18 protein-coding genes are annotated in these 22,777 nt (G+C 39.5%); 3 read left to right on the forward strand and 15 right to left on the reverse strand.

The genetic code is table 11. The features are described from left to right. Positions 1–52 precede the first annotated feature (52 nt). The 3 genes from OQ268_RS13605 to dapA all read left to right on the forward strand — a co-directional run bounded on the left by OQ268_RS13605 (position 53) and on the right by dapA (position 3,805). Positions 53–727, forward strand: a complete 675-nt coding sequence (locus OQ268_RS13605) for an ACP phosphodiesterase (RefSeq protein WP_265856784.1) — start codon at positions 53–55, stop codon at positions 725–727. Between the two features lie 98 nt (positions 728–825). Continuing rightward, positions 826–2,853 (forward strand): NAD-dependent DNA ligase LigA, encoded by a 2,028-nt coding sequence (gene ligA, locus OQ268_RS13610; RefSeq protein WP_265856785.1) that lies wholly within the window; start codon positions 826–828, stop codon positions 2,851–2,853. Between the two features lie 64 nt (positions 2,854–2,917). Then, positions 2,918–3,805: a 4-hydroxy-tetrahydrodipicolinate synthase gene (dapA, locus tag OQ268_RS13615; RefSeq protein WP_265856786.1), complete on the forward strand. Its 888-nt coding sequence runs from the start codon at positions 2,918–2,920 to the stop codon at positions 3,803–3,805. A gap of 68 nt (positions 3,806–3,873) precedes the next feature. Here the strand turns inward: dapA and OQ268_RS13620 are convergent, their stop codons facing one another. The 15 genes from OQ268_RS13620 to mraZ all read right to left on the reverse strand — a co-directional run bounded on the left by OQ268_RS13620 (position 3,874) and on the right by mraZ (position 22,312). Then, the gene (locus tag OQ268_RS13620; RefSeq protein WP_121950775.1) at positions 3,874–4,050 is read right to left on the reverse strand and encodes a histone H1; all 177 of its coding nucleotides are present in this window, start codon (positions 4,048–4,050) and stop codon (positions 3,874–3,876) included. Between the two features lie 427 nt (positions 4,051–4,477). Continuing rightward, a complete protein-coding gene (locus OQ268_RS13625; protein WP_265856789.1) occupies positions 4,478–5,719 on the reverse strand; it encodes an aminotransferase class I/II-fold pyridoxal phosphate-dependent enzyme in 1,242 nt (413 codons plus the stop codon). A gap of 164 nt (positions 5,720–5,883) precedes the next feature. Next, entirely contained in the window at positions 5,884–7,515 is a 1,632-nt protein-coding gene (gene ftsZ, locus OQ268_RS13630; RefSeq protein WP_265856791.1) for a cell division protein FtsZ, read from the reverse strand. 131 nt (positions 7,516–7,646) lie between these two features. After that, the gene (ftsA, locus tag OQ268_RS13635) at positions 7,647–9,005 is read right to left on the reverse strand and encodes a cell division protein FtsA (RefSeq protein ID WP_265856793.1); all 1,359 of its coding nucleotides are present in this window, start codon (positions 9,003–9,005) and stop codon (positions 7,647–7,649) included. A gap of 5 nt (positions 9,006–9,010) precedes the next feature. Continuing rightward, a complete protein-coding gene (locus tag OQ268_RS13640; protein WP_265856795.1) occupies positions 9,011–10,210 on the reverse strand; it encodes a cell division protein FtsQ/DivIB in 1,200 nt (399 codons plus the stop codon). Then, positions 10,203–11,558, reverse strand: a complete 1,356-nt coding sequence (gene murC / locus OQ268_RS13645) for a UDP-N-acetylmuramate--L-alanine ligase (RefSeq protein ID WP_265856797.1) — start codon at positions 11,556–11,558, stop codon at positions 10,203–10,205. The genes OQ268_RS13640 and murC overlap by 8 nt, the downstream gene beginning before the upstream one ends. A gap of 53 nt (positions 11,559–11,611) precedes the next feature. Then, positions 11,612–12,721 (reverse strand): undecaprenyldiphospho-muramoylpentapeptide beta-N-acetylglucosaminyltransferase, encoded by a 1,110-nt coding sequence (gene murG / locus OQ268_RS13650; protein ID WP_265856799.1) that lies wholly within the window; start codon positions 12,719–12,721, stop codon positions 11,612–11,614. 306 nt (positions 12,722–13,027) lie between these two features. Beyond that, on the reverse strand, positions 13,028–14,221 hold the full coding sequence (locus OQ268_RS13655; RefSeq protein ID WP_265856800.1) for an FtsW/RodA/SpoVE family cell cycle protein: 1,194 nt from the start codon (positions 14,219–14,221) through the stop codon (positions 13,028–13,030). Positions 14,222–14,237: 16 nt separating this feature from the next. Continuing rightward, positions 14,238–15,629 carry a UDP-N-acetylmuramoyl-L-alanine--D-glutamate ligase gene (murD, locus tag OQ268_RS13660; RefSeq protein ID WP_265856802.1) on the reverse strand — a complete coding sequence of 464 codons (1,392 nt, stop codon included), beginning with the start codon at positions 15,627–15,629 and terminating at the stop codon, positions 14,238–14,240. A 22-nt stretch (positions 15,630–15,651) separates the two neighbouring features. Beyond that, on the reverse strand, positions 15,652–16,899 hold the full coding sequence (mraY, locus tag OQ268_RS13665; protein WP_265856804.1) for a phospho-N-acetylmuramoyl-pentapeptide-transferase: 1,248 nt from the start codon (positions 16,897–16,899) through the stop codon (positions 15,652–15,654). Then, on the reverse strand, positions 16,899–18,356 hold the full coding sequence (locus OQ268_RS13670) for a UDP-N-acetylmuramoyl-L-alanyl-D-glutamate--2,6-diaminopimelate ligase (protein ID WP_265856806.1): 1,458 nt from the start codon (positions 18,354–18,356) through the stop codon (positions 16,899–16,901). Before OQ268_RS13670 ends, mraY begins: the two co-directional genes overlap by 1 nt. 88 nt (positions 18,357–18,444) lie before the next feature. Further along, complete coding sequence (locus OQ268_RS13675) at positions 18,445–20,541, reverse strand: penicillin-binding protein (protein WP_265856808.1); 2,097 nt, start codon at positions 20,539–20,541, stop codon at positions 18,445–18,447. Further along, positions 20,531–20,953 carry an FtsL-like putative cell division protein gene (locus OQ268_RS13680; RefSeq protein WP_265856810.1) on the reverse strand — a complete coding sequence of 141 codons (423 nt, stop codon included), beginning with the start codon at positions 20,951–20,953 and terminating at the stop codon, positions 20,531–20,533. The genes OQ268_RS13675 and OQ268_RS13680 overlap by 11 nt, the downstream gene beginning before the upstream one ends. Beyond that, entirely contained in the window at positions 20,950–21,855 is a 906-nt protein-coding gene (rsmH, locus tag OQ268_RS13685; protein ID WP_265856881.1) for a 16S rRNA (cytosine(1402)-N(4))-methyltransferase RsmH, read from the reverse strand. The genes OQ268_RS13680 and rsmH overlap by 4 nt, the downstream gene beginning before the upstream one ends. Continuing rightward, positions 21,845–22,312 (reverse strand): division/cell wall cluster transcriptional repressor MraZ, encoded by a 468-nt coding sequence (gene mraZ / locus OQ268_RS13690; RefSeq protein WP_265856812.1) that lies wholly within the window; start codon positions 22,310–22,312, stop codon positions 21,845–21,847. Before mraZ ends, rsmH begins: the two co-directional genes overlap by 11 nt. Positions 22,313–22,777: the final 465 nt, after the last annotated feature.

Here is a 22,777-nt window from a genome sequence, read left to right on the forward strand (position 1 = left end):
GCAATTTTTGTTGGATTTATATCAGTTAGAAAAGAAAACCTTACCTTGCACGATGAACTTTTTATCCCATTATTATTTTGATAGATTTACGACAGATGCCAATGTGGTAATGGGAACAGTTCTGCCAGATCTGGTCAAAAATGCATCGAAAACAGGTAACTTCTACCCACAGAAAAACGAATTCCTATTTGAAAATTACCCAGAAGAGCAACAAATTTTAAGCGGATGGAAACGACACCTTATGGTAGATCTTCATTTCCATTCGAGCCAATTTTTCCTGGAACAAACTGCAGTTTTGAAATCGCTAATTAAACCAATAGCGCAAGACACTGCTGTCCGCCCTTCTTTTTTAGCCCACATTGGGTTGGAGTTATTGCTAGATCATTTGCTTATTGAGCATAACCTTATCCAGGTAAATAAGTTTTATGAGCAATTAGTTGAAGTGGAAAAGCAAACCCTCAGGTCATTTCTGCAACGTTGCGGATGGGCGGATACACGGATATTCGATTTGTTTATGGAGAAATTCATCAGCAGCAAATATCTTTCAAGTTATCAAAAAATTGAAAATATAAGCTATGCCCTAAACAGGATTTGCATGCGAATTTGGCCTGAAACCTTAAACGAAATGCAACTCCAGGCATTAACTTTTCAATTGAGCATTTTCAAACCATCGCTGGAAGAAAAATTCATGGATATTTTTTTAGAGATTGAGCAAAAAATAAGATAATCTCGTGGTTGTGGCTCAAAAGAGCAATCAGCTTCTTTGCCCTATCTTTTTGATGATCGAACATAGTGCACACACATCCTTTTTTTTATATTTGTGCTATGTCGCTATCTGCAATAAAAGAAGAAATGGATGCCCTGGTTTTAGAGTTAACCCAACACAACTACAACTATTATGTATTGGCGATGCCAACCATTGGCGATTATGAGTTTGATAAAAAACTAAAACACCTGGCCGATCTGGAAAAACAAAATCCAGATTTAGCTGATCCCAATTCACCAACCTTACGTGTTGGTGGAGATATCACCAAAAACTTTGTAACGGTACCGCATAAATATCCCATGCTTTCACTTGGGAATACCTATAATGAGCAAGACCTTCGCGATTTCGACGAGCGGATCCGGAAGGCTATAGGCAACCAATTTGAATATGTATGCGAGCTTAAATTCGACGGCTTGTCTATTAGCCTAACCTACGATAACGGAAAGCTGCTTCGTGCAGTTACGCGTGGCGATGGAACTAAAGGAGATGACGTAACCAGCAATGTGAAAACCATACACACCATTCCTCATCAAATTAAATCAACTCAAGCACCATCGAATTTTGAGATCAGGGGAGAAATATTTATGCATAAAGCCGCTTTCTTAAAGCTTAATGCGGCAAGAGAAGAGCTTGGCGAAATTCCTTACGCCAATCCAAGGAATTTCGCATCGGGTACGATAAAAATGCAAGACAGCAAAGAGGTAGCCAAGCGCCCGCTAGATGGCTTCATCTATTTCCTTTACACTGATAAAAATGATTTTAGAAATCATTGGGATAGTTTACAAGCTGTAAATTCTTGGGGTTTCCATGTATGTGAGCATAACCGCCTGGTAAATAATATAGATGAGGTTTTAGATTTTATTCATTACTGGGAAAACGAACGCCACAACCTGAGTTACGACATCGATGGAATCGTAATTAAAGTAAATAGCTATGCGCAGCAACAAGAGCTTGGTTTTACCGCAAAATCACCGCGTTGGGCAATATCTTACAAATATAAAGCAGCGGAGGTTGAAACCGTGCTCGAAAAAGTTACCTACCAGGTTGGCAGAACCGGTGCTGTAACACCCGTTGCAAATTTGAAACCCGTTTTGTTGGCAGGTACTACCGTTAAAAGGGCAACCTTACACAATGCAAATGAGATTGATCGACTAGATCTTCATATTGGCGATACTGTATTCGTAGAAAAAGGCGGTGAGATTATTCCCAAAATCATTAAAGTTAATCCGGCTAAGCGGCAAGAAAATGCCAGAAAAGTAGATTACCTACGTAATTGCCCCGAGTGCGGAACTCCTTTGGTTAGGAAAGAAGGCGAGGCAGTTCATTATTGTCCTAATGATGAAGGCTGTCCGCCGCAGATTGTTGGAAAAATGCAGCATTTTATATCTCGCAGAGCAATGAATATTGATGGTTTAGGTGATGAAACCATTGAAACGTTTCACAGGAATGGCTTGCTTAACCATATCAGCGATATCTATACACTTTACCGAAATGAAACCGCCTTGAAAGGTATGGAACGTTTCGGACAACGATCCATAGATAATATGCTTGCAGGCATTGAAAAATCGAAAGAGATGCCTTTTGAGAAGGTGCTTTTTGGTTTAGGGATTCGTTACGTGGGCGAAACAGTGGCTAAGAAATTAGCCATAGGTATGAAGAATATTGATGCTCTGGCAAGCGCTACCATAGAGGAGCTTATCGCTATAGATGAAATTGGGCAACGCATTGCTGAGAGTATTGTTGAATACTTCGCAAATAAAGAGCATATAAAGCAGATTGAGTTGCTAAAAATTGCAGGTTTGAGCTTCGAAATTGAAGAAAAAGTAATTGAGCTGGCAAGTGATAGGCTTATTGGAAAAACATTCGTAATTTCGGGCGTTTTTGAAACCTATAGCCGTGATGAGCTGAAGGAAATGATAGAGGCAAATGGCGGAAAAATTTTAAGCGGGATTTCGGGGAAATTAAATTATTTGGTAGCTGGTGATAACATGGGGCCATCCAAGCTGGAAAAAGCTACCAAATTAAATATTCCCATCATCAGCGATGATTCGCTTTTAGAGATGATAAATAAAGAAAAGGATAGCTAAAGCGGAGAGCCGTATCTGGCACAGGTTGCATTGGCATTCAAAATATCAATTATAATAGTTAAAAATGAACAAATTTCAGGGTACTGGTGTAGCGTTGGTTACACCGTTCAACAAAGATGGATCTGTTGATTACAATGGTTTAAAAAACCTGATTAATCACCTGATCGAGGGCGGGATTGATTACCTCGTCTCCTTAGGTACAACCGGCGAAACCGCTACAATGACCAAGGAAGAGAAGAAGAAGGTATGGGCCTATACTGCTGAAATTAACGACAATAGATTACCTCTTGTTGCTGGTATTGGCGGCAACAATACCATGGCCGTGGCGGAGGAGATAAAAAACTTTAATACTACGGGTTATAGCGCTATATTATCGGTAAGTCCATATTATAACAAGCCAACGCAGGAAGGAATCTATCAACACTATAAATACTTAGCAGAAGTTTCACCATTAGATTTGATTCTTTATAACGTTCCTGGCAGAACCATGAGCAACATGAGTCCGGAAACAACTTGCAGGTTAGCGCACGGTTTTAAGAACATCATTGCTACCAAAGAGGCCTCCGGAAGTTTCGATCAGTTCAATCAAATTATGAGAGATAAGCCTGAAGATTTTTTATTAATCTCTGGAGATGATCCCATTACCTTGCCTATGATTGCCTTGGGTGCTTCGGGAATTATTTCGGTTGTGGCAAATGCTTTACCGAAGATTTTTTCAGATATGGTACGGCAGTGCTTAGCTGGAGATTTTAAAGCAGCGACACCGGCCCATTTAAGCCTGATTGAATTTACAAGTTTAGCTTTCGCGGAGGGGAATCCGGCAGGAATTAAAGCCGCTTTAAAACACCTCGGTATATGTGAAGATCAGGTGCGTTTGCCGCTGATAAAAGCATCATCTTCTTTAGAACAGGCAATTGTTGCCGAGTTGGAGAAACTGAGCGAGCCAGTTTAAATTTCAACAAATTCAAAGCAAAAAGCCCCGATAAATAATCGAGGCTTTTTGCAAATATTTTCGGTCGCTTAGTCTTTGTTTTTGGTTTCTTGAACCTCTAAACGAATGGCTTGAGCTAAATTTTTTAAGTCTTGCATACCTTTACGTACACGCGTTCCAGCAGCGCTGTTTCCTTTGTTATAAAACTTGTCTGCATCAGCTTCTAAAGCTGCCACCAAACTTTTCACTTCTTCGAATTTTTTCATTTTCTATTACTCCTGTAATTTTAAAGGTTTGAGTTTTAATTATCTAACTCTAATTTAAACGCTTTGTTGCAATAAAAAAATTTTTTAAGGAGATAAAAAAATAGCTTTAAATTGGTTTTTTTTCACAAAGTGATGAATTATGAACATTTGATCACCGCAATCAATATTGCAATTCGCTAAATACCAAATAGTTAAGTCATCATATTGGCATTCGAAACATCGAAAATGCTATTAGATGCCCTTTGTAACTTTGCCTATACATCGTCGTAGAGATACCAGATACAAGCACTGAGGCAAACTATTACTGCTTGGCACTATAGACTTAGGATAACTTGCTGCCCCTCGTATCTTTTGCGAAATAAAAATTGGTATCAAACGAAAAGGCCGGTCACTCTGCAGTAGCCGGCCTTCTTTTATAAATGTCGCATTAGGTAGTTGCGAATTGATTTTCTTTGTAATAACCACTCTCAAGCTTTTCCGAAACCTCACTAAAAGCATCCAAAGTGCGTTGCACATCTGCTGGCGTATGTACTGCTGTAGGAATTAGGCGCAACTCGATCATTCCTTTAGGTATTACCGGGTAAACAACTATCGAACAAAAAATGCTGTAATTTTCGCGTAAATCGAATGTGATTGCTGTAGCATCTGTGAGTTCTCCTTTTAAGAAAACAGGTGTAACAACAGAATTAGTTACGCCCAAATCAAAGCCTCGTTCACGCAAACCTTGCTGCAAACTCGTGGCAATTTCCCATAGCTTATCTTTTAACTCAGGCTTGCTTTTCAGCAATTCAAGGCGTTTTAACAACCCTTTTACCATTGGCATTGGTAATGCCTTTGCAAAGGTTTGGGAACGCATGTTGTATCTTAAAAAATTAGCAATTTCCTCAGTAGAAGCTACAAAGGCTCCGATGCCGGCCATAGATTTTGCGAACGTACCGAAATAAACATCAATACCTTCTACGCAATCCTGCGCTTCGTGTGTGCCAGCACCCGTTTTGCCCATTGTGCCAAAACCATGTGCATCATCAACTAAAATACGGAAATCGAACTCATTTTTTAAGTCGACAATTTCTTTAAGCTTACCTTGAGCACCACTCATTCCGAACACGCCCTCGGTAATTAACAAAATACCACCACCAGACTCTTTTGTAAGTTTTGTGGCACGTTCTAATTGCTTACGAGCACTGTCGATATCGTTGTGTTGATAGACAAATCTTTTTCCCATATGCAACCGTAAACCATCAATAATACAGGCATGAGACTCTGCATCATAAACGATTACATCATTCCTATCTACAAGCGTATCGATAATTGACACCATTCCCTGATAGCCATAGTTTAGCAAAAACGCATCAGGTTTACCAACGAATTCGGCAAGCTCTTGTTCTAATTGTTCATGATACTTAGAGTTGCCACTCATCATTCTGGCGCCCATTGGGTATGCCATACCAAATTCTGCTGCCGCGTCGGCATCAGCCTGTCTTACCTCGGGATGATTGGCTAAGCCCAAATAATTGTTTAAGCTCCAAACCAAATGCTCTTTTCCTTTAAACTGCATGTGTGGTGCAATTTCCCCTTCTAATTTTGGAAATGAGAAATACCCATGAGACCATTTCTGGTGTTGACCAAGTGGCCCCATGTGTTTCGCTATCTTTTCAAATATGTCCAATGTATTGTGTTTTTGTAAAATTAAATTTTTGCGAATTTAAGCTTTATTCGTCTTAAAATCAACCGTGTTAATCTTTTAGGTGTCAATTAAGCATTTTCGATATACCAAATTTATGCCAAAAAAGCCCCGGGTTTATCGGGGCTTCAAATTATATCTAGTTTGGTTTAATCAACGTTATCGTGCAAGAAAGAATTGTTAGGTCTAATCTCCGTGCCCCCATCCTGATCATTACTTAAAGTGAAGCGACTAACTTGCGATTCTGATGAGTGTTGAACCTGCTGTAACTGCATTTGCTTACGTTTGTAAGCAGGCTCATTTTCTAACTCCTGCAATCCATTGGTTGTACGCAACTTCATACTTAAATCCTTTAAGCGAAGAATACGCTCTTTAGATTTTTTCAGTTGTTCTTCCATGGATTCGTCACTCTTATCATCATCCAAACCAGCAACTGGCAGTTCGATTTCTGGTTCTGGTTCTGGCATTGACTGTTCAACAGCTGCCGGTGTTTCGAAAACAAAATTTGTTTCTGCCAACTTCACTTCAAACTCAAAACCTGTTTCCTTTTGCTCTTCTGCTTGTGGTTCTTCATCTATTAGGGTATGGCGAACTACATTATTCTGGGGCTCCTGAACTTTTTGTGGCTCGGGTTTGTTAAACATACCACCAAACAAATCTGCCTGTGAAACTTCTTCCTTAGCTTTAAGAACCGGCTCATAGTTTGGCTCAACCTTGGGTTGAATAAATGAATTTACTGGCTCAACAGGACGTACAAGAGGTGCCTCTTCTGGTGTAAGTAGAGATATTTTTTTCTTGTTTCTTTCTTCGTGAACGCGTTCTTCTGAAGTCTGGAAGCCCGTAGCTATAATAGTTACCGACAATTTATCTTCCAATGATTCATCTGTGCAATTTCCCCAGATAAGGTCTGCAGACAAACCAGCTTTCTCCTGAATATAATCCGTAATGATGGATACTTCATCCATAGTTACTTCGCGAATGCCAGAACTAATATTCAACAAGATGTATCTGGCACCTTCAATTTCATTATCTTTTAATAGTGGCGATGCTAAAGCACCTTCTACTGCCTGAAGCGCTCTGTCTTCACCATCAGCGGAATGACTCCCCATAATAGCGACACCACTATCTTTCATAACGGTACGCACATCTTTAAAATCAACGTTGATATATCCTGGCACAGTAATAATTTCTGCAATTCCTTTGGCAGCAGTTGTTAAAATATCATCTGCCTGTCCAAAAGCCGACCCTAAGGTTAAGTTTCCAAAAATCTCTCTTAACCTATCATTTGAAATTACGAGGTAAGAGTCTACATATTTTTTCAACTCTTCCATACCCTCATCTGCCTGAAGCCTACGTCTTTTTCCTTCAAAAGAGAAAGGTGTAGTGATGATGGCAACTGTTAAAATATCTAGTTCTTTTGCAGCTTTGGCAATAATAGGTGAAGCGCCAGTACCCGTACCACCACCCATACCAGCCGTAATGAAAAGCATTTTTGTGGTACTGCCCAACATCGCCTTAATATCATCTATATTTTCTATAGCCGAGTTTTTACCAACCTCGGGAATAGAACCAGCACCCATTCCCTCGGTTAAACTGGCTCCTAATTGTACCTTGTTAGGTATAGGGCTAGATTCCAAAGCCTGGGCATCTGTATTACAAATAATAAAATCTACACCAGTAATACCCGACAGGTACATATGGTTCACTGCGTTGCCGCCACCGCCTCCAACACCAATTACTTTGATGATTGATGACTTATCTTTTAACATTTCGAACTGCATATATTTATGAATCAGTTGTTTAAATATTTTTAAATTCTGTTCATTACTCAACGTAATATTAACACTTTTTCAACAGACGTTTTCCACAAGTGTTAAGAATGTGGAAAACTCATGTTTTGTTGAAAAATAGATTAGCTTTTAAGATAATCTTCATCACTCACATTCATATCATCCTGGATGAATGTCCTGGTTTTTGCGAGCAATTTGTCAAATAACCCAGGGCCACGTTTCTCTTTTTCCTTAGCTGTCTTAGGCTTATCTACATAAACGCCGGGCTGCTTCATTTCCTCTATCAGCTCTTCAGCTTTCTGTATTCCTTTAATTAGCAGACCAACACTGGTAGCATACATCGGGCTTTTTAAATCATCGTAAATTGCTTTGGGCATGTCTTCGTACTTAGATAAATGCTCGTTTGGATAGCCTATGCGGCAATCTAATCCAGTTACGTATTCAACCGCTTGAGATAAATGCTTCAATAAAGCGCCACCTCCAGTAATTACGATACCGCCAATAAGTTTTTTCTCGTAGCCGGAAGACTTAATTTCGTAATATACGTGCTCAATAATTTCTTCCATCCTTGCCTGGATAACATAAGCAAGGTTTTTTACAGAAATTTCTTTGGGTTCGCGACCACGCAAACCGGGAACGCAAATAATCTCATTTTCTTTATTCTCTTCTGCCAGTGCAGATCCAAAGCGTGTTTTTAACAATTCTGCCTGGTTGCGCATCACCGAACAGCCTTCCCTTATATCTTCGGTTACACTGTTTCCACCAAATGGGATAACTGCTGTGTGGCGAATAATTCCCTCATGAAAGATGGCAATATCTGTTGTACCACCACCAATATCAACCAATGCGATACCAGCCTCTTTTTCTTCATCGCTCAACACCGATTCAGAAGAAGCCAATGGCTCGAGTATAAGGTCTTGGGTTTGCAAGCCTGCATTATTAACACATTTGATGATATTTTTTACAGCCGTAACCTGACCTGAGATGATATGGAAATTAGCTTCCAAACGAACTCCAGCCATACCGATCGGATCTTTGATACCAGGTTCGTTATCGATAGTAAATTCCTGCGGCAATACATGGATGATCTCCTCACCTGGAGGCATCACCAATTTAAACATATCATCTATTAATTTATCGATATCTTTTTTACCAATTTCATTATTGAGTTCTCTCCGTGTTAAGATTCCGCGGTGCTGCAAACTTTTAATGTGCTGCCCGGCAATACCTACATTTACCACCTGTATTTCTACATTAGATTGTCCGCTGGCTATCTCTACAGCTTGCGCTATCCCTTGCACTGTTTTTTGAATGTTAGAAACTACACCACGTGTTACACCCGCCGATTCTGCCTTTCCTATTCCTAATATTTCGATCTTACCGTGCTGGGTTCTACGACCAACGATAACACATATTTTTGTAGTACCGATATCTAATCCTACTACAATGGGAGACTGACTGGTAAATTTTGCCTTGTCCATATTCGTTAATTTTGCTGAGTTTTATATTGTTTTTCTAGGGCTCTAATTTCTTTCTCCCTTGCTTCCCGCTGTTTTTTTAGCAGTTCTGCAGATGGAGCTAGTTTCGCTGTTGTAGCCGGTACTTTTGGCTTATCCTTTTTATCGTATTTGTTTGTGGCAACCGTCTTCGTTGCGGTCGGAGCAGTTGTCTTAGTGGTTACCACCTTTGAAGGTTGCTCACGCTTTGCTTCGGGCTGCGCATTGGTTAATTTCTTAGCGGTAGTTTTTGTTGCATCAGTTGTTTTGGTTTCGGCTTTAAGCGCAGCCATAGTTGGTTCTTTTTCTATCGCTTCTGCAATCACATCCTTTATTAAAGAATCCGACACCTTTTGCCTAATCCTAACACTATCCGCCCCAGAAAGTTTACGTAGATTTCTCACGATTTCGGAAGAATCTCGTTTTTGACAAACAATTTGATTGGTATATTTAATGCTAATTGTTCTGTAAGTTTCCCAACCTACTTGTGGCATGGCTTTTTTATAGAAAATGAGCAAATTATTCATTTTCTTTTCGAGCGAATCTGCTGTGCCCAACAAAATCCTTTGGCTACCAACCCTCGGCACAAGCTCAATTTCATTTTGCTGGTCAACCACGATTTGTTCTATTTGTGCATCCCATAAGGTATCTTTTTTGATGAATTGAGCCGTTTTATACAGATCGTGTGCCAGTTTGGTACGGAGCGTATCTACACGACTTCCAAATACTTCATTAATATGACCAGTTGCCACCAACACATTAGCAGTGAAGTTTGCAGAGATCGGCATTTTTAACCCTTCATTATCGATATAAAAATCTTGCCCGGCTTCATTTAGAATGCGTACAATAGGCTGCCTTTGTTTCACCTCGATATGCAAAACACCATCCATATCTACATATACTTTCGCAAATGCGATGTAAGGATTAGCCTGCAATTTTTTTTCTATCTGGTGGATATTTATATTCTCTAAATTACGCCCAAGCAATACACCCTGATCTTCTCTTAGAATTGCATCAATCTCTTCTCTTTCAATAAAGTTATCTGCCCCGGGAATCAGGATTTTAACGTCAGAACATTTAACAGACTGCTTTTTTACGTTGATAAAACTTAAGAGCACAACTACACCTGCCAGACTAATTAGCCAGGCAAGACCCGTAAATATTGCACCCCAATTTATTCTCTTAAGCATTATTCATTATATTTTTAATTGGATCGATGAGTGTATCTATATCACCAGCGCCAACTGTTAAAAGTAATTCAGGTTTTGTATCCTCAACAAATTGAATCACAAAATCTTTTCCACATATCCTTTTCTGATCAATCGTAATTTTATCCAACAAAAACTGCGAATTTATGCCTTCTATAGGCAATTCCCTTGCCGGATAAATTTCCAGAAGTAACAATTCATCAGCTGTGCTTAAAACTTTTGCGAACTCATCGGCAAAATCACGCGTGCGTGAGAAGAGATGAGGTTGAAAAATAACAGTTAATTTTTTCTCAGGATATAATTGTCTTACTGCATCAAAGCAAGCTTTTAACTCTTCGGGATGATGTGCATAATCATCTATATATATCTGTCCCGGACTATTTACTATATATTCAAAACGACGTTTTACACCTTTAAAGTTTCCCACTGCCGTTTTAATTTTATGAGCGTCGATACCCAACTGCAATGCTATAGCGATAGCTACAGTCGCATTTTCTACATTGTGTTTACCTGGCAACATTAAACTTATATTGCTTATGGTTTGGTTCCCCAAGTGGAAGTCGAAAATAAATTTCGCACCATCTACCCTTAAATTTTCTGCTTTTGCTGTGGCTGTACTGCTCGCAGCATAAGTGATGCCTTCGCTTAATGGCAAACCTTCATGTACATATAGCTTACCCTGATCTTTGAGTTGTGCGGCATACAACCGAAATGATTCTTCCAAGTGAGCTTTATCGCCGTAAATATCAAGGTGGTCTGCATCCATCGATGTAATAACGGCAACATCAGGGTGCAAAGTTAAAAAAGAACGATCGTACTCATCAGCCTCAACCACAAGTACATCATTAGCACCAAAGAGCACATTGCTGTTGTAATTAGTGGTGATACCGCCTAGGAAAGCAGTGCAATCGAACCCAGTGTCCTTTAAAATGTGGGCAACTATTGACGATGTAGTCGTTTTACCGTGTGTGCCTGCAATACCAATGCAATACATCCCTTTGCTAATAATACCCAACACCTCTGATCGCTTCTTAAGTACAAAACCTTTTTTTTGAAAATGATTTAATACATTAGAATTTATTGGAATTGCTGGCGTGTATACCACCAGCATATCTTCGGCAGGTGCTAAAAAAGCCTGAGGAATGGCGTGTTCGTCATCTGTATATATTATAGAGATGCCTTCATTTTCTAAAGCTTTAGTAAGTTTAGTTTCGGTTTTATCGTAGCCACACACCAACTGACCTCTTTTGGCAAAATATCGAGCAAGCGCACTCATGCCGATACCACCGATACCGATAAAAAACACGCTATTTATCTTGCCTAATTCCATCTTACATTCTTTAATATGAAAGCTCCATACCAATGAAGCCAACATCTATTATTCTATTGATTCTCAATTAATTTTAGCACTTCAGATGCAATGACTCCATCAGCCTCTGGCAATGCCATTTTACCGATTTGGTCTGCAAGCATCGTACATTGTTCCTGGTTGTTTAATAAAGCCAATGCCTCTCTTACTAAATTATCGTCCGCAACAGCATCCTTAACCAGTAAAGCAGCTCCATTTTTAACCAAAGCCATTGCGTTTTTTGTTTGGTGGTCTTCGGCAACATTAGGCGAAGGCACCAAAATTACTGGCTTTTTAACCAGGCAAAGCTCGGCAATAGTTCCTGCGCCGGCCCGACTAATAATTACATCTGCGGCTGCATAAGCCAAATCCATTTTATTTAAAAACTCTAGGATACGCACATTTGGATGATAGTCTGTCCCCAACCTTTCGATAACTCCTTTGTAATAAAACTTACCTGTTTGCCAAACAACCTGAACATCCTGCGCTAAAATCTCTGGCAGGTGTTTTTCTATTGCTTTATTCAGCGTTCCCGCACCAAGACTTCCACCGGTAACCATAATGGTTTTCTTTAGTGGATCTAGTTTGAGTAGTTCTGCACCAGCATGGTGCTTCCCTTTGATATCTACTACTTCTTTCCTTACCGGGTTTCCGGTTTTCAGAATTTTATCAGCAGGAAAAAACTGACTCATCTCATCAAAAGCTACGCAAATTTTCGATGCTTTTCTACCCAGCCATTTGTTCGTTACACCTGCATAAGAATTCTGCTCCTGTATTAAGTAAGGAATGCCTTTTAACGATGCTGCATATAATATGGGTCCTGAAGCATAACCACCCACGCCAACAACAACATCAGGCTTAAAATCTCCAATAATTTGCAATGCTCTTCGCACACTACCAAAAACCTTAAAGGGTAATGCAAGATTCTTCATCAATGAACCTCTCTGCATGCCACTGATATTAAGGCCTATTATTTTATATCCGGCAGTAGGAACCTTTTCCATTTCCATACGACCATTGGCGCCCACAAACAAGATTTCACAGTTTGGCACCAAGCGCTTAAGCGCATTGGCTATGGCTACGGCGGGAAAAATATGCCCGCCGGTGCCACCACCTGATATGATAATTTTTGGGGAATTATTCATTTGTTTCTAATTATTGAATGAGTGAATTTCGACTGAGTAAATATTTAGTGCAAACTTTACATTCTCAAATTCAATCACTCTTTCATTTAATCATTATTTATTAATACTTACCGCTTTCTAGCTTTTGCAACAATTGTTAAAATTTCATTTGCTTCCTTTAATAGAAGATAGTTTTTGAAGAATTCGTTACTCCCATATCAGTTATAAAGTTTAGTTATTAAAACTTCGGGAAGTACTATTCCATCATTTATCGGGTTATTACTTTGTCATTTATCATACACTCAATCCATCATTCTCTTATTTCCGCTATCCAAATGCTGGTATCTCTCCAATAATCACTTTATTTTTTACTTTTTCTTTATCCTCTTTTGCAAGAGCGCCTGCATTCTCTTCTACATCTCTGCTTACACTTAATATAATTCCGAAGGCCACACTGGTAAAGATCATTGATGTTCCGCCCATACTTACCAGTGGAAGTGGAACTCCCGTTACCGGACCCAAACCTACTGCTACCGCCATATTTGCAAATGCCTGAATGGTTAAACTAAAGCTCAATCCTGCAGCAAGTAACGCCCCAAATGCTTTCGGGGCCCGGGTCACTATTTTTATACATCGATATAAAAGCACCAGGTAAAGTACCATGATGATAATTCCTCCCAGTGTGCCCCATTCCTCGATAATAATGGCGAAAATAAAATCGGAATACGGGTGTGGCAGGAAATTTCTTTGCGTACTATTACCTGGTCCTTTACCAAAAACCCCTCCAGTCGCTAACGCAATTTTTGCCTGATCGGCCTGAAAGGTTTTATCTGAATGTTGCATCTCGGGATGCATAAAAGTATTGATCCGCGACATGTACGTTTTGCGCCGTGGACCCAAAAAGAAAACAAATAGTAAAAGCACAAAACCACCTGCGCAAACGATAGCAATTTGTTTAATGCTAATCCGACCAATGATCAAGAGCAAGATACTTACACCGAATAACATTAATGCCGTAGATAAGTTGGCAAGTGCAATGAGTACAAATACCACACAAACTGAACCCATAATCGGCAAGAAAGACTCTTTAACATTTTTAATGTTTTCTTGCTTTTTGGTAAGCATACGTGCGAGGAAAGTAATTAACGCCAGTTTTGCTAAATCGGAGGTTTGAAACGTTAAGCCGATTACTGGAATTTTTACCCATCTTGATGCATCATTAAGATTGGTACCAAATATTAAAGTATAAATTAATAATGGTACGGTAACAATCATCAAAATTTTCGATATACCCGCATAATAACGGTAATCGAGCAAATGAGCGATGTAGATCATCCCGATTCCCATTAAAACAAAAATGAGGTGTTTGGTCAGCAGTAGTTTCTCTACAGCTTCCCCTTTTTTGTAAGCCAACGTTCCCGTAGCACTATAAACCGCCATTACCGAGATAAGCGAAAGCAGGATGATGATTAACCAGATCCATCTATCGCCTTTTGTTTTATTAAGTAGTGCTTCTAACATCCTTAAGCCTCCTGTATTATAGTTCTCTTACTGCTGCTTTAAATTGATTTCCCCTGTCCTCATAGTTTTTAAATAAGTCGAAACTGGCGCAAGCCGGAGAGAGTAATACCGCATCGCCACGTTTGGCTAAATGGAAAGCTATTTGTGCAGCCTCTTCTGCAGAAAACGTATTCACAATTACTTCTACATCATCTTCAAATGCATCGTGGATCCGTTTATTATCTTTACCCAAACAAACGATAGCCTTTACCTTGCTTTTCACTAAATCTTTAAGCATGTTATAATCATTGCCTTTATCAACACCACCCATAATCAATACCACATCTGCAGTCATGCTTTCTAATGCATACCAAGTGGAATTTACATTGGTAGCCTTGCTATCATTGATAAAATCGATACCCGATATCTTTGCAACATGCTCCAACCTGTGCTCGATATTCTTGAAATTCCCCATACTCTCGCGGATGGTTTCATTCCGCAATTCCAAAACCTTGGCCACAATACCAGAGGCCATAGAATTGTAAATGTTATGCTTGCCCTGCAAGGCTAAATCTGAAATCGACATGGTTATTTCTTTATTGGGTTCAGTGAGAATGTGTATTGTATTTTCTTGTAGATAAGCGCCTAATTCGAGCTTTTTGATGATGGAAAAAGGATATGTTCGTGCTACTGGCGGAAACGCTTTTATAGCGCTTGTGCTTTCTTCATCGTCAATACAGTAAATGAAAATATCATTTGCATTTTGATTCTGTATAATCCGCATCTTAGAGGCGGCATAATTTTCCATTTTATAATCGTACCGATCTAAATGGTCTGGCGTAATATTTAACAATACAGCAATGTCTGCCTTGAATTTAAACATATCATCCAGCATAAAGCTTGATATCTCAAGCACATAGTAATCAAATGATTCCTCAGCCACTTGCGCAGCGAAGCTATGACCTATGTTACCTGCTAAGCCTACATTTAAACCAGCATTTTTTAATAAATGGTAGGTAAGTAAGCTTGTAGTAGATTTGCCATTCGATCCCGTAATACAAATTGTTTTCGCATTCGTGTACCTGCCTGCAAATTCAATTTCTGATATAACGGAAGTTCCCTGAGCCACCAACTTTTTCACAATCGGCGCTGTTGATGGAATGCCAGGACTTTTAATTACTTCTGAAGCATTCAATATTAATGCCTTAGTATGCTGTTCAGACTCGTAAGGTATTTCTAAAATTTCCAAAGCAGATTTGTATTTGTCGGCTATAGTTCCAAAATCAGAAACAAATACGTCAAAACCTTTCTGCTTAGCCAATTTCGCTGCACCAACACCACTTTCCCCAGCACCCAAAATAACAACACGGCTTTGCCCTGCCATTGCTGACTGACTAATGCTTGATGTATTGTTTTGATTACGGTCCATGTTAATGTCTTTGCGAATGGTATTATCTTAATTTTAAGGTTACAATAGTTAATATGGCGAGCATAATGCCAATTACCCAAAAGCGGGTAACGATCTTCGCCTCATGATAGCCCTTTTTTTGGTAATGGTGATGCAAGGGTGACATCAAAAAGATTCTTCTACCTTCACCAAATTTTCGCTTGGTGTATTTAAAATATGAAACCTGCATAATTACCGATACCAGCTCTACGAGGAACACGCCACATAAAATTGGAATGAGTAATTCTTTACGAATCATTAATGCGAATGAAGCTATTATTCCGCCGATAGCTAAACTTCCCGTATCGCCCATAAATATTTGAGCCGGATAGGAATTATACCAGAGAAAACCTACACACGAACCCACGAAAGCCCCGGCAAATATCATCAGCTCTGCTGAATTTGGGATGTACATAATATTGAGGTAATCTGCCATAACAGTGTTACCAGAAACATAAGCTAGGATGCCAAGTGTAATACCAATAACGGCAGATGTTCCTGTCGCCAACCCATCGATACCATCTGTAATGTTAGCACCATTAGAAACGGCCGTGATAATAAATACCGTGAAGATTAAAAAAATAATGAAAGCAAATTTTTGATAATCGCCACCCAAAAACTTCAGCACCTTTGCATAGTCGAACTCATTATTTTTATAAAATGGAATGTTGGTTTTGGTCGATTTTACATCCTGGGTATAGTAAAAGGTCTCGCCCTTCTGGCGTAAAACCATTGGAACACTTGAGGGGTTTTTGACATCATCTTTTACAGTTTCCCTAACCACAATATTTGGATGAAAATACATTGTGGTACCCACAATTAAGCCCAAACCAACCTGTCCGACTACCTTGAACCGACCGGCCAATCCTTCTTTGTTCTTTTTAAATACCTTGATGTAATCGTCGAGAAACCCAACAGCACCCATCCATACCGTTGTGATCAACATTAAGATTACGTAGATGTTAGAAATGTTCGCAAACAATAATGTAGGGATTAAAATGCCTAAAAGGATAATTATACCTCCCATGGTAGGCGTTCCCTGCTTTTGCATTTGACCTTCCAGCCCTAAATTCCTTACTGTTTCACCAACTTGTTTTTTGTGGAGATAATCAATTAATCTACGACCGTAAACCGTAGTGATAATCAAGGAAAGAATAACCGAAATTGAAGCACGGAAAGTAATGTACTGGAACAATCTTAATCCCGGAATATCGTAATGCTTATGCAGGTATTCGAATAAAAGATATAACATTAGCTGTTCGGTTTTAATTGTTCAATCAAAATTTCCTTATCATCGAAATGACTTCGTTGCCCATTCACTTCCTGATATTTTTCGTGTCCCTTTCCGGCTATAAGAATGATATCGCCACTTTTTGCTAAGTGACAAGCTGTTCTGATGGCCTCTTTCCTATCTAAAATGGATAATGTTTTACGTTTGTTAGTTGGCGATACTCCAGCCTCCATATCGGTAATAATACTTTGAGGATTTTCAGTTCTTGGGTTATCTGAAGTTAAAATTACTTTATCGCTCCAATCGCAAGCCACTTGAGCCATAATTGGCCGTTTGGTTTTATCGCGGTCGCCACCACAACCTATCACCGTAATTACCTGTTCGGTTCCCTTACGGATATCAGCTATAGTTCCAAGCACATTCTGTACGGCATCTGGCGTATGTGCGTAATCTACAATTCCGATAATTTGGTCTGCAGACAAAATATAATCGAATCTGCCTTCAGCTCCTGTAAGGCGGCTAAGCAACGTAAGTACTTTCAGTTTATCTTGCTCCAAAAGAATAGCCGTTCCATAAACCGCCAAAAGATTGTAGGCATTGAAAGACCCGATCAACTTAAAATAGACATCTTCGTTATCGATATCAAGGTGCAGGCCGCTAAAACTGTTTTCAACAATCTTGGCTTTAAAATCTGCTAATTGCTTCAGCGCATAAGTTTTCTTATAGGCCTTCGTGTTTTGAAGCATCACCATCCCATTTTTATCATCAAGATTAGTTAGTGCAAATGCGGCTTTAGGAAGCATATCAAAGAAGCCCTTCTTAGCTTTTAAATACCCATCGAAGGTTTTATGAAAATCAAGATGATCATGTGTGATGTTTGAAAAAACGCCACCAGAGAAAGTTAGTCCTGCTATTCGATGTTGCGATACAGCATGAGAACTTACTTCCATGAAGCAGAAATCGCAACCAGCGATAACCATATCCTGCAACAATTTATTAAGGGCTATTGGGTTGGGGGTAGTATGTGTTGCCGGTACAGCTGTTTCATGTATATAATTTTCTACAGTTGAAATAAGCCCTGTTTTATATCCTAAATCTTTAAAAAGCTTAAATAAGATGGTTGCAATGGTTGTTTTGCCATTCGTTCCCGTGATGCCAATCAATTTCAAGTCTGCTGAAGGATTCCCAAAAAAGTTACCTGCCATTATCCCCAGAGCCAATGAGGTATTGTCTACTTTGATGTAGGTAACAGTGAAATCATCTACTTCTGGTAAGTTTTCGCAAATAATAACAGAAGCTCCTTGAACAATAGTTTGTTGGATATACTGATGGCCATCTGTTTGTGTACCAACTACAGCGAAAAATACATCGTCTTTACTTACTCCACGCGAATCGAAATGTAATGCATTGATCTCCCTATCAGTTTTGCCAACTAATTCTTTAATCGTTACACCATGAAGTAATTTTTCTAATTGCATGCTTTTTTTTGTTCAAATGATTAGATTTTAGATTGGCTAGCTTACATCGCGGCTAATAGATTCCAAACTTATAATCAGTCACTTATATTTAATTCAACTCTATCTTAACGCCTAAGCCTTTACCCACCTTGGTACCTGCCGCTATAGATTGGCTAATCACCTTTCCGGCACCAAAAACCTTCGTCTTTAAGCCAGCATTTCCAAGTAAATAAAGTGCATCTTTAAGGCCCATTCCAGTTACATTCGGCATTACTCCTCTTCTTTCACTATTTTCCTGGAACACTTCCCCCGCACTGGTATCTACAATATTATAATACTCAGATTTTGATGCGAAAAGTGGCTTAAAGCCAAATGCCCGATACACCTTTTGTGTAGCCTTACTTTGTCCTGCTTTTGTAGGCGGATTTCCAGTATTGCCAACTAGACGGGTAGGAACATCATCATACATCTGCATATCACTGGCATAAATCCGATCGGCAACTTCTCTAAATACGGGTCCGGAAACAAGCGCTCCGTAATAAGCCCCTTTAGGATCGTTAATTACAACAATCATAGAATATTTGGGCTTGTCGGCCGGGAAGTACCCAACAAAAGATGCCTGATACTGCTTATTCGCACGGTATCCTTTATTGGCATCAGCAACTTGTGCCGTACCTGTCTTTCCGGCAATTTTATATAACGGATTGTACACAATCTGTTTACCACTACCTTCTGTTACTACGCCTTCCAACATCTTCTTGATTTTACTTAAGGTTACATCACTACAGATTTTGTTGTTGATTACCCTTGCGCTAAATTGTTCTATGGGATTACCTAGTCGTCTTATTTCTTTCACAAAAATGGGAGAAACATATTTTCCATCGTTGGCAACGGCATTATAAAATGAGAGCATTTTCAATGGAGTAAGCTGCATTTCGTAGCCATATGCCATTTGTGGCAAAGTCATTTTTCCCCAACTGGTATTCGATGGATTTTTAACTACAGGTTTGGCTTCTCCTGGAATTTGAAGACCCAATTTTTCATTCAGGTGCCAATCATATAGGTGATCTGTAAACTTTTTAGGGTTGGCGCCATACTTACTATTAATTAGGTAAGCAATAGCTGCATTAGACGACTGTTCAAAAGCTTTCTTAACTGTTACCACGCCAATACTCCCATGTGAATCTTTGATCATGTGGCCAGGAATTTTATAGTTTCCTGTTGCTACAAGGGTATTGGTATCTACAAGCTCATCTTCTAAAAGGGCCATGTAAGATGCCAATTTAAATGTAGAGCCAGGATCCTGATTACCTGCAATGGCATAGTTGAATTTTTCTTTATACACGCCTTCTTCTACTTTCGAGAAGTTAGCTACAGCTCTGATTTCTCCAGTGGCTACCTCCATTACTATCACCGCTCCGTGGTCTGCTTTACTGGCAATCAACTGCTTCTCTAAAGCACTTTGAGCCAGATCTTGCATATTCACATCGATAGTAGATATAATATCAGCACCATCTTTCGGTGCTACCTCTGCTTCCTCGTTAACCGGAATGTAAACTCCTCCAGCTATGCGCTGCATTAATCTCTTGCCCGTTTCGCCGTTGATGTATTCTTTATAGGCGCCTTCTAGTCCTACCCCGTTTTCTACATTCTCGTTTTTATAACCAATGGTACGGGCAGCCAAAGCCTGAAATGGCAAAATTCGTTTATTCTGTTGCACCGCAATTAAACCACCACTAAACTTACCCACGTTATAAAGCGGGAACGTACGGATGGTTTTCAAATCGGCGTAACCAACTTTCCGGTGGATTAATAAATAACGTGCGCTATCTCTCCGACCTTTTCTTAAGTACCTGGCATAGTCTTTAGCAGATTTATCCTGAAATATCTGCGATAATTTAAAGCCTAATGAATCTACCTTTTCGTTGAAAACCTTATCTTCCGCAATACCTCCGGCAAACATATCCATACGTAACTCATACTCGGGCACGGAGGTAGCCAATAAGCTCCCATCATTAGAATATATGTTACCACGAGTGGCCTCCACGCTCACATAGCGTGTAGAAAGACTATCTGCCATTGCTTTCCACTTTTTCCCTTGTACAAACTGCACCTGACCAAGGCGCATAAGTACAGCGAAAGCAAAAAGCACAATTAAGCCAAATGCCAGATATACCCGAAGCAAGATGTTTGCTCTAATATTCATCGCTTTTAACAATTATTTTTTTCGGTGGTTCAATGAGTTCTTTTATCCCTAGGGTATCAACTTTCTTAGCAACTTCCGTTAGTTTACTTTTAAACATCAGATCAGCTTTAAGCGATTTATATTCCCAACGTAGTTCTTTTACTTCTTTATTTAGCTTATCAATACGGCGCACATTATTTACTGCGAAGTGGCTATTAGCAATGTAAACCATTCCCAAAAAAGCCAAGAAACACAAAAAAGGCAAGGCATCCGTTGCCGCCTCTTTCGATACCAATCCATCATTAAACAGCTTGCTAATGAATGAATTGCTATCCATTTTTTCTTCAGCAGTACGTGGCTTTTTAGGCGTAGCCTTTAACTCTGGCTCAGGTCCAATTTCCTCTTCTTCTATATCCGGTCTAAACCTGTTCATATCTTTTCTGCAATTCTTAACTTTGCACTCCGTGCCCTATTATTCTGCGCAATTTCCTCATCGCTTGCCATTATCGCTTTCCTTGTAACCAACTCGAATGGCTTTTGCTGGTTACCAAAAAAATCCTTTTCAACCTCACCCTGGAATTTACCTTTCGCCATGAAGTTTTTCACCGGACGATCCTCCAGCGAGTGGTAAGACATTACTACTAAACGGCCACCAATTTTTAGTACATCAGCAGCTTGCTGTAAAAAATCTTCTAAAACTTGGATTTCAGCATTCACTTCAATTCGTAGGGCCTGAAATACCTGCGCCAAATATTTATTTTCTTTTCCTTTCGGGATATAAGCAGCGATAGCAAACTTAAGGCTGTCAATATCAGTAAAGGGCTGCTCTAAACGGGCCGTAACAATGGCCCGAGCTAAAGATTTAGCATTTTTAACCTCACCATAAATCCCGAAGATTTTATGCAACTTATCTTCTGTGTAGGTATTCAGTACTTCGGCCGCAGTCAAATCCCTGTGCTGATCCATTCGCATATCCAGATCGCCATTTTTACGGATAGAGAATCCGCGTTGAGGCACATCAAACTGATGGGAAGAGACTCCCAAATCAGCTAAAATACCATCTACCTGACGAAAACCTTTCAGGCGTAAATTATTCTTCAGAAACCCGAAGTTTTGATCAATAAATACCAAACGTTTATCATCAGGAATGTTCGCCTGCGCATCTGGATCCTGGTCGAAAGCAACCAAAATGCCTTTTGGCCCTAAATGTTTTAAGATTTCTTTAGAATGACCACCGCCACCAAAGGTAACGTCAACATACACGCCATCAGGCTTAATGGCAAGACCATCAATACAAGGTTGCAGCATTACCGGAACATGGTAATTATTCTCCATCAGCACCTCCCTTCTTGCCACCCATTACCTTTTGAGCCAAATTTGCAAAATTCGCTGGTACGTCGTCAAAAATATCTTCGTACGATTTTTTATCCCAAACTTCAATTCTATCTAATTGACAAGCCAAAACGACATCAGCACCTATTCCAGCGTACTCTGACAAAGACTTTGGCAATAATACCCTGCCGGCAGCATCTAGCGAAAGCTCTGTAGCGCCCCGTGTAAACGCTCTTACAAATGCCCGATTTTCCTGATCGTAGATATTTAGCTTGGCTAAATCAGCAACTACAGCATCCCAAACACTTCTAGGGTAAATAATCAGATTTTTTTCGAAACCACGATTGATGATAAGCCCCTCAACCTCCGCATTAGGCAATTGTTTCTTAAGCGCAGCAGGCACCATAAGGCGGCCCTTTGCGTCAAGTTTACAATCAAATTCTCCTAAAAGTTGAGTCATAGTAGTGCTTACACTTTTTATCTAGTGTAAAAGTAAAGAGTTCTACCACTTTTTACCACTTTTTACCACAAAAAAGTTTTCCACATCTTTTTCGTGTAATTTTCTTCAGGTTATTGCAACCATCATAAGCCAAATTAATGCCCCCTACACGGATTAAGCATTGATTATAAAGCTATTAGATCCGATATAAAACTGGTGGGAAGATGATCCATAAACCATTGTGATATCGATCTCTGATCTGTCATATTGGGAAACCGAATTAGAAATGCCAAATCTAAAAGGTTTTAAATTCTAAAATTGAGAAAGCGACTCAATGTCCATTTATGCAGCAAAGCTAATTCGATATGGCCACCTTTAAAAACCCATTTATTCACATCGTAATTTGAGAGGTTAAGGCGAATGTTAAATTTTGTTAACTATATATGGCTACTGGAATGCTTTACATAGTTTAGCGCCTAATTGTTT

The sequence above is a fragment of the Pedobacter sandarakinus genome (assembly GCF_026240095.1).
Lineage (GTDB): Bacteria > Bacteroidota > Bacteroidia > Sphingobacteriales > Sphingobacteriaceae > Pedobacter > Pedobacter sandarakinus.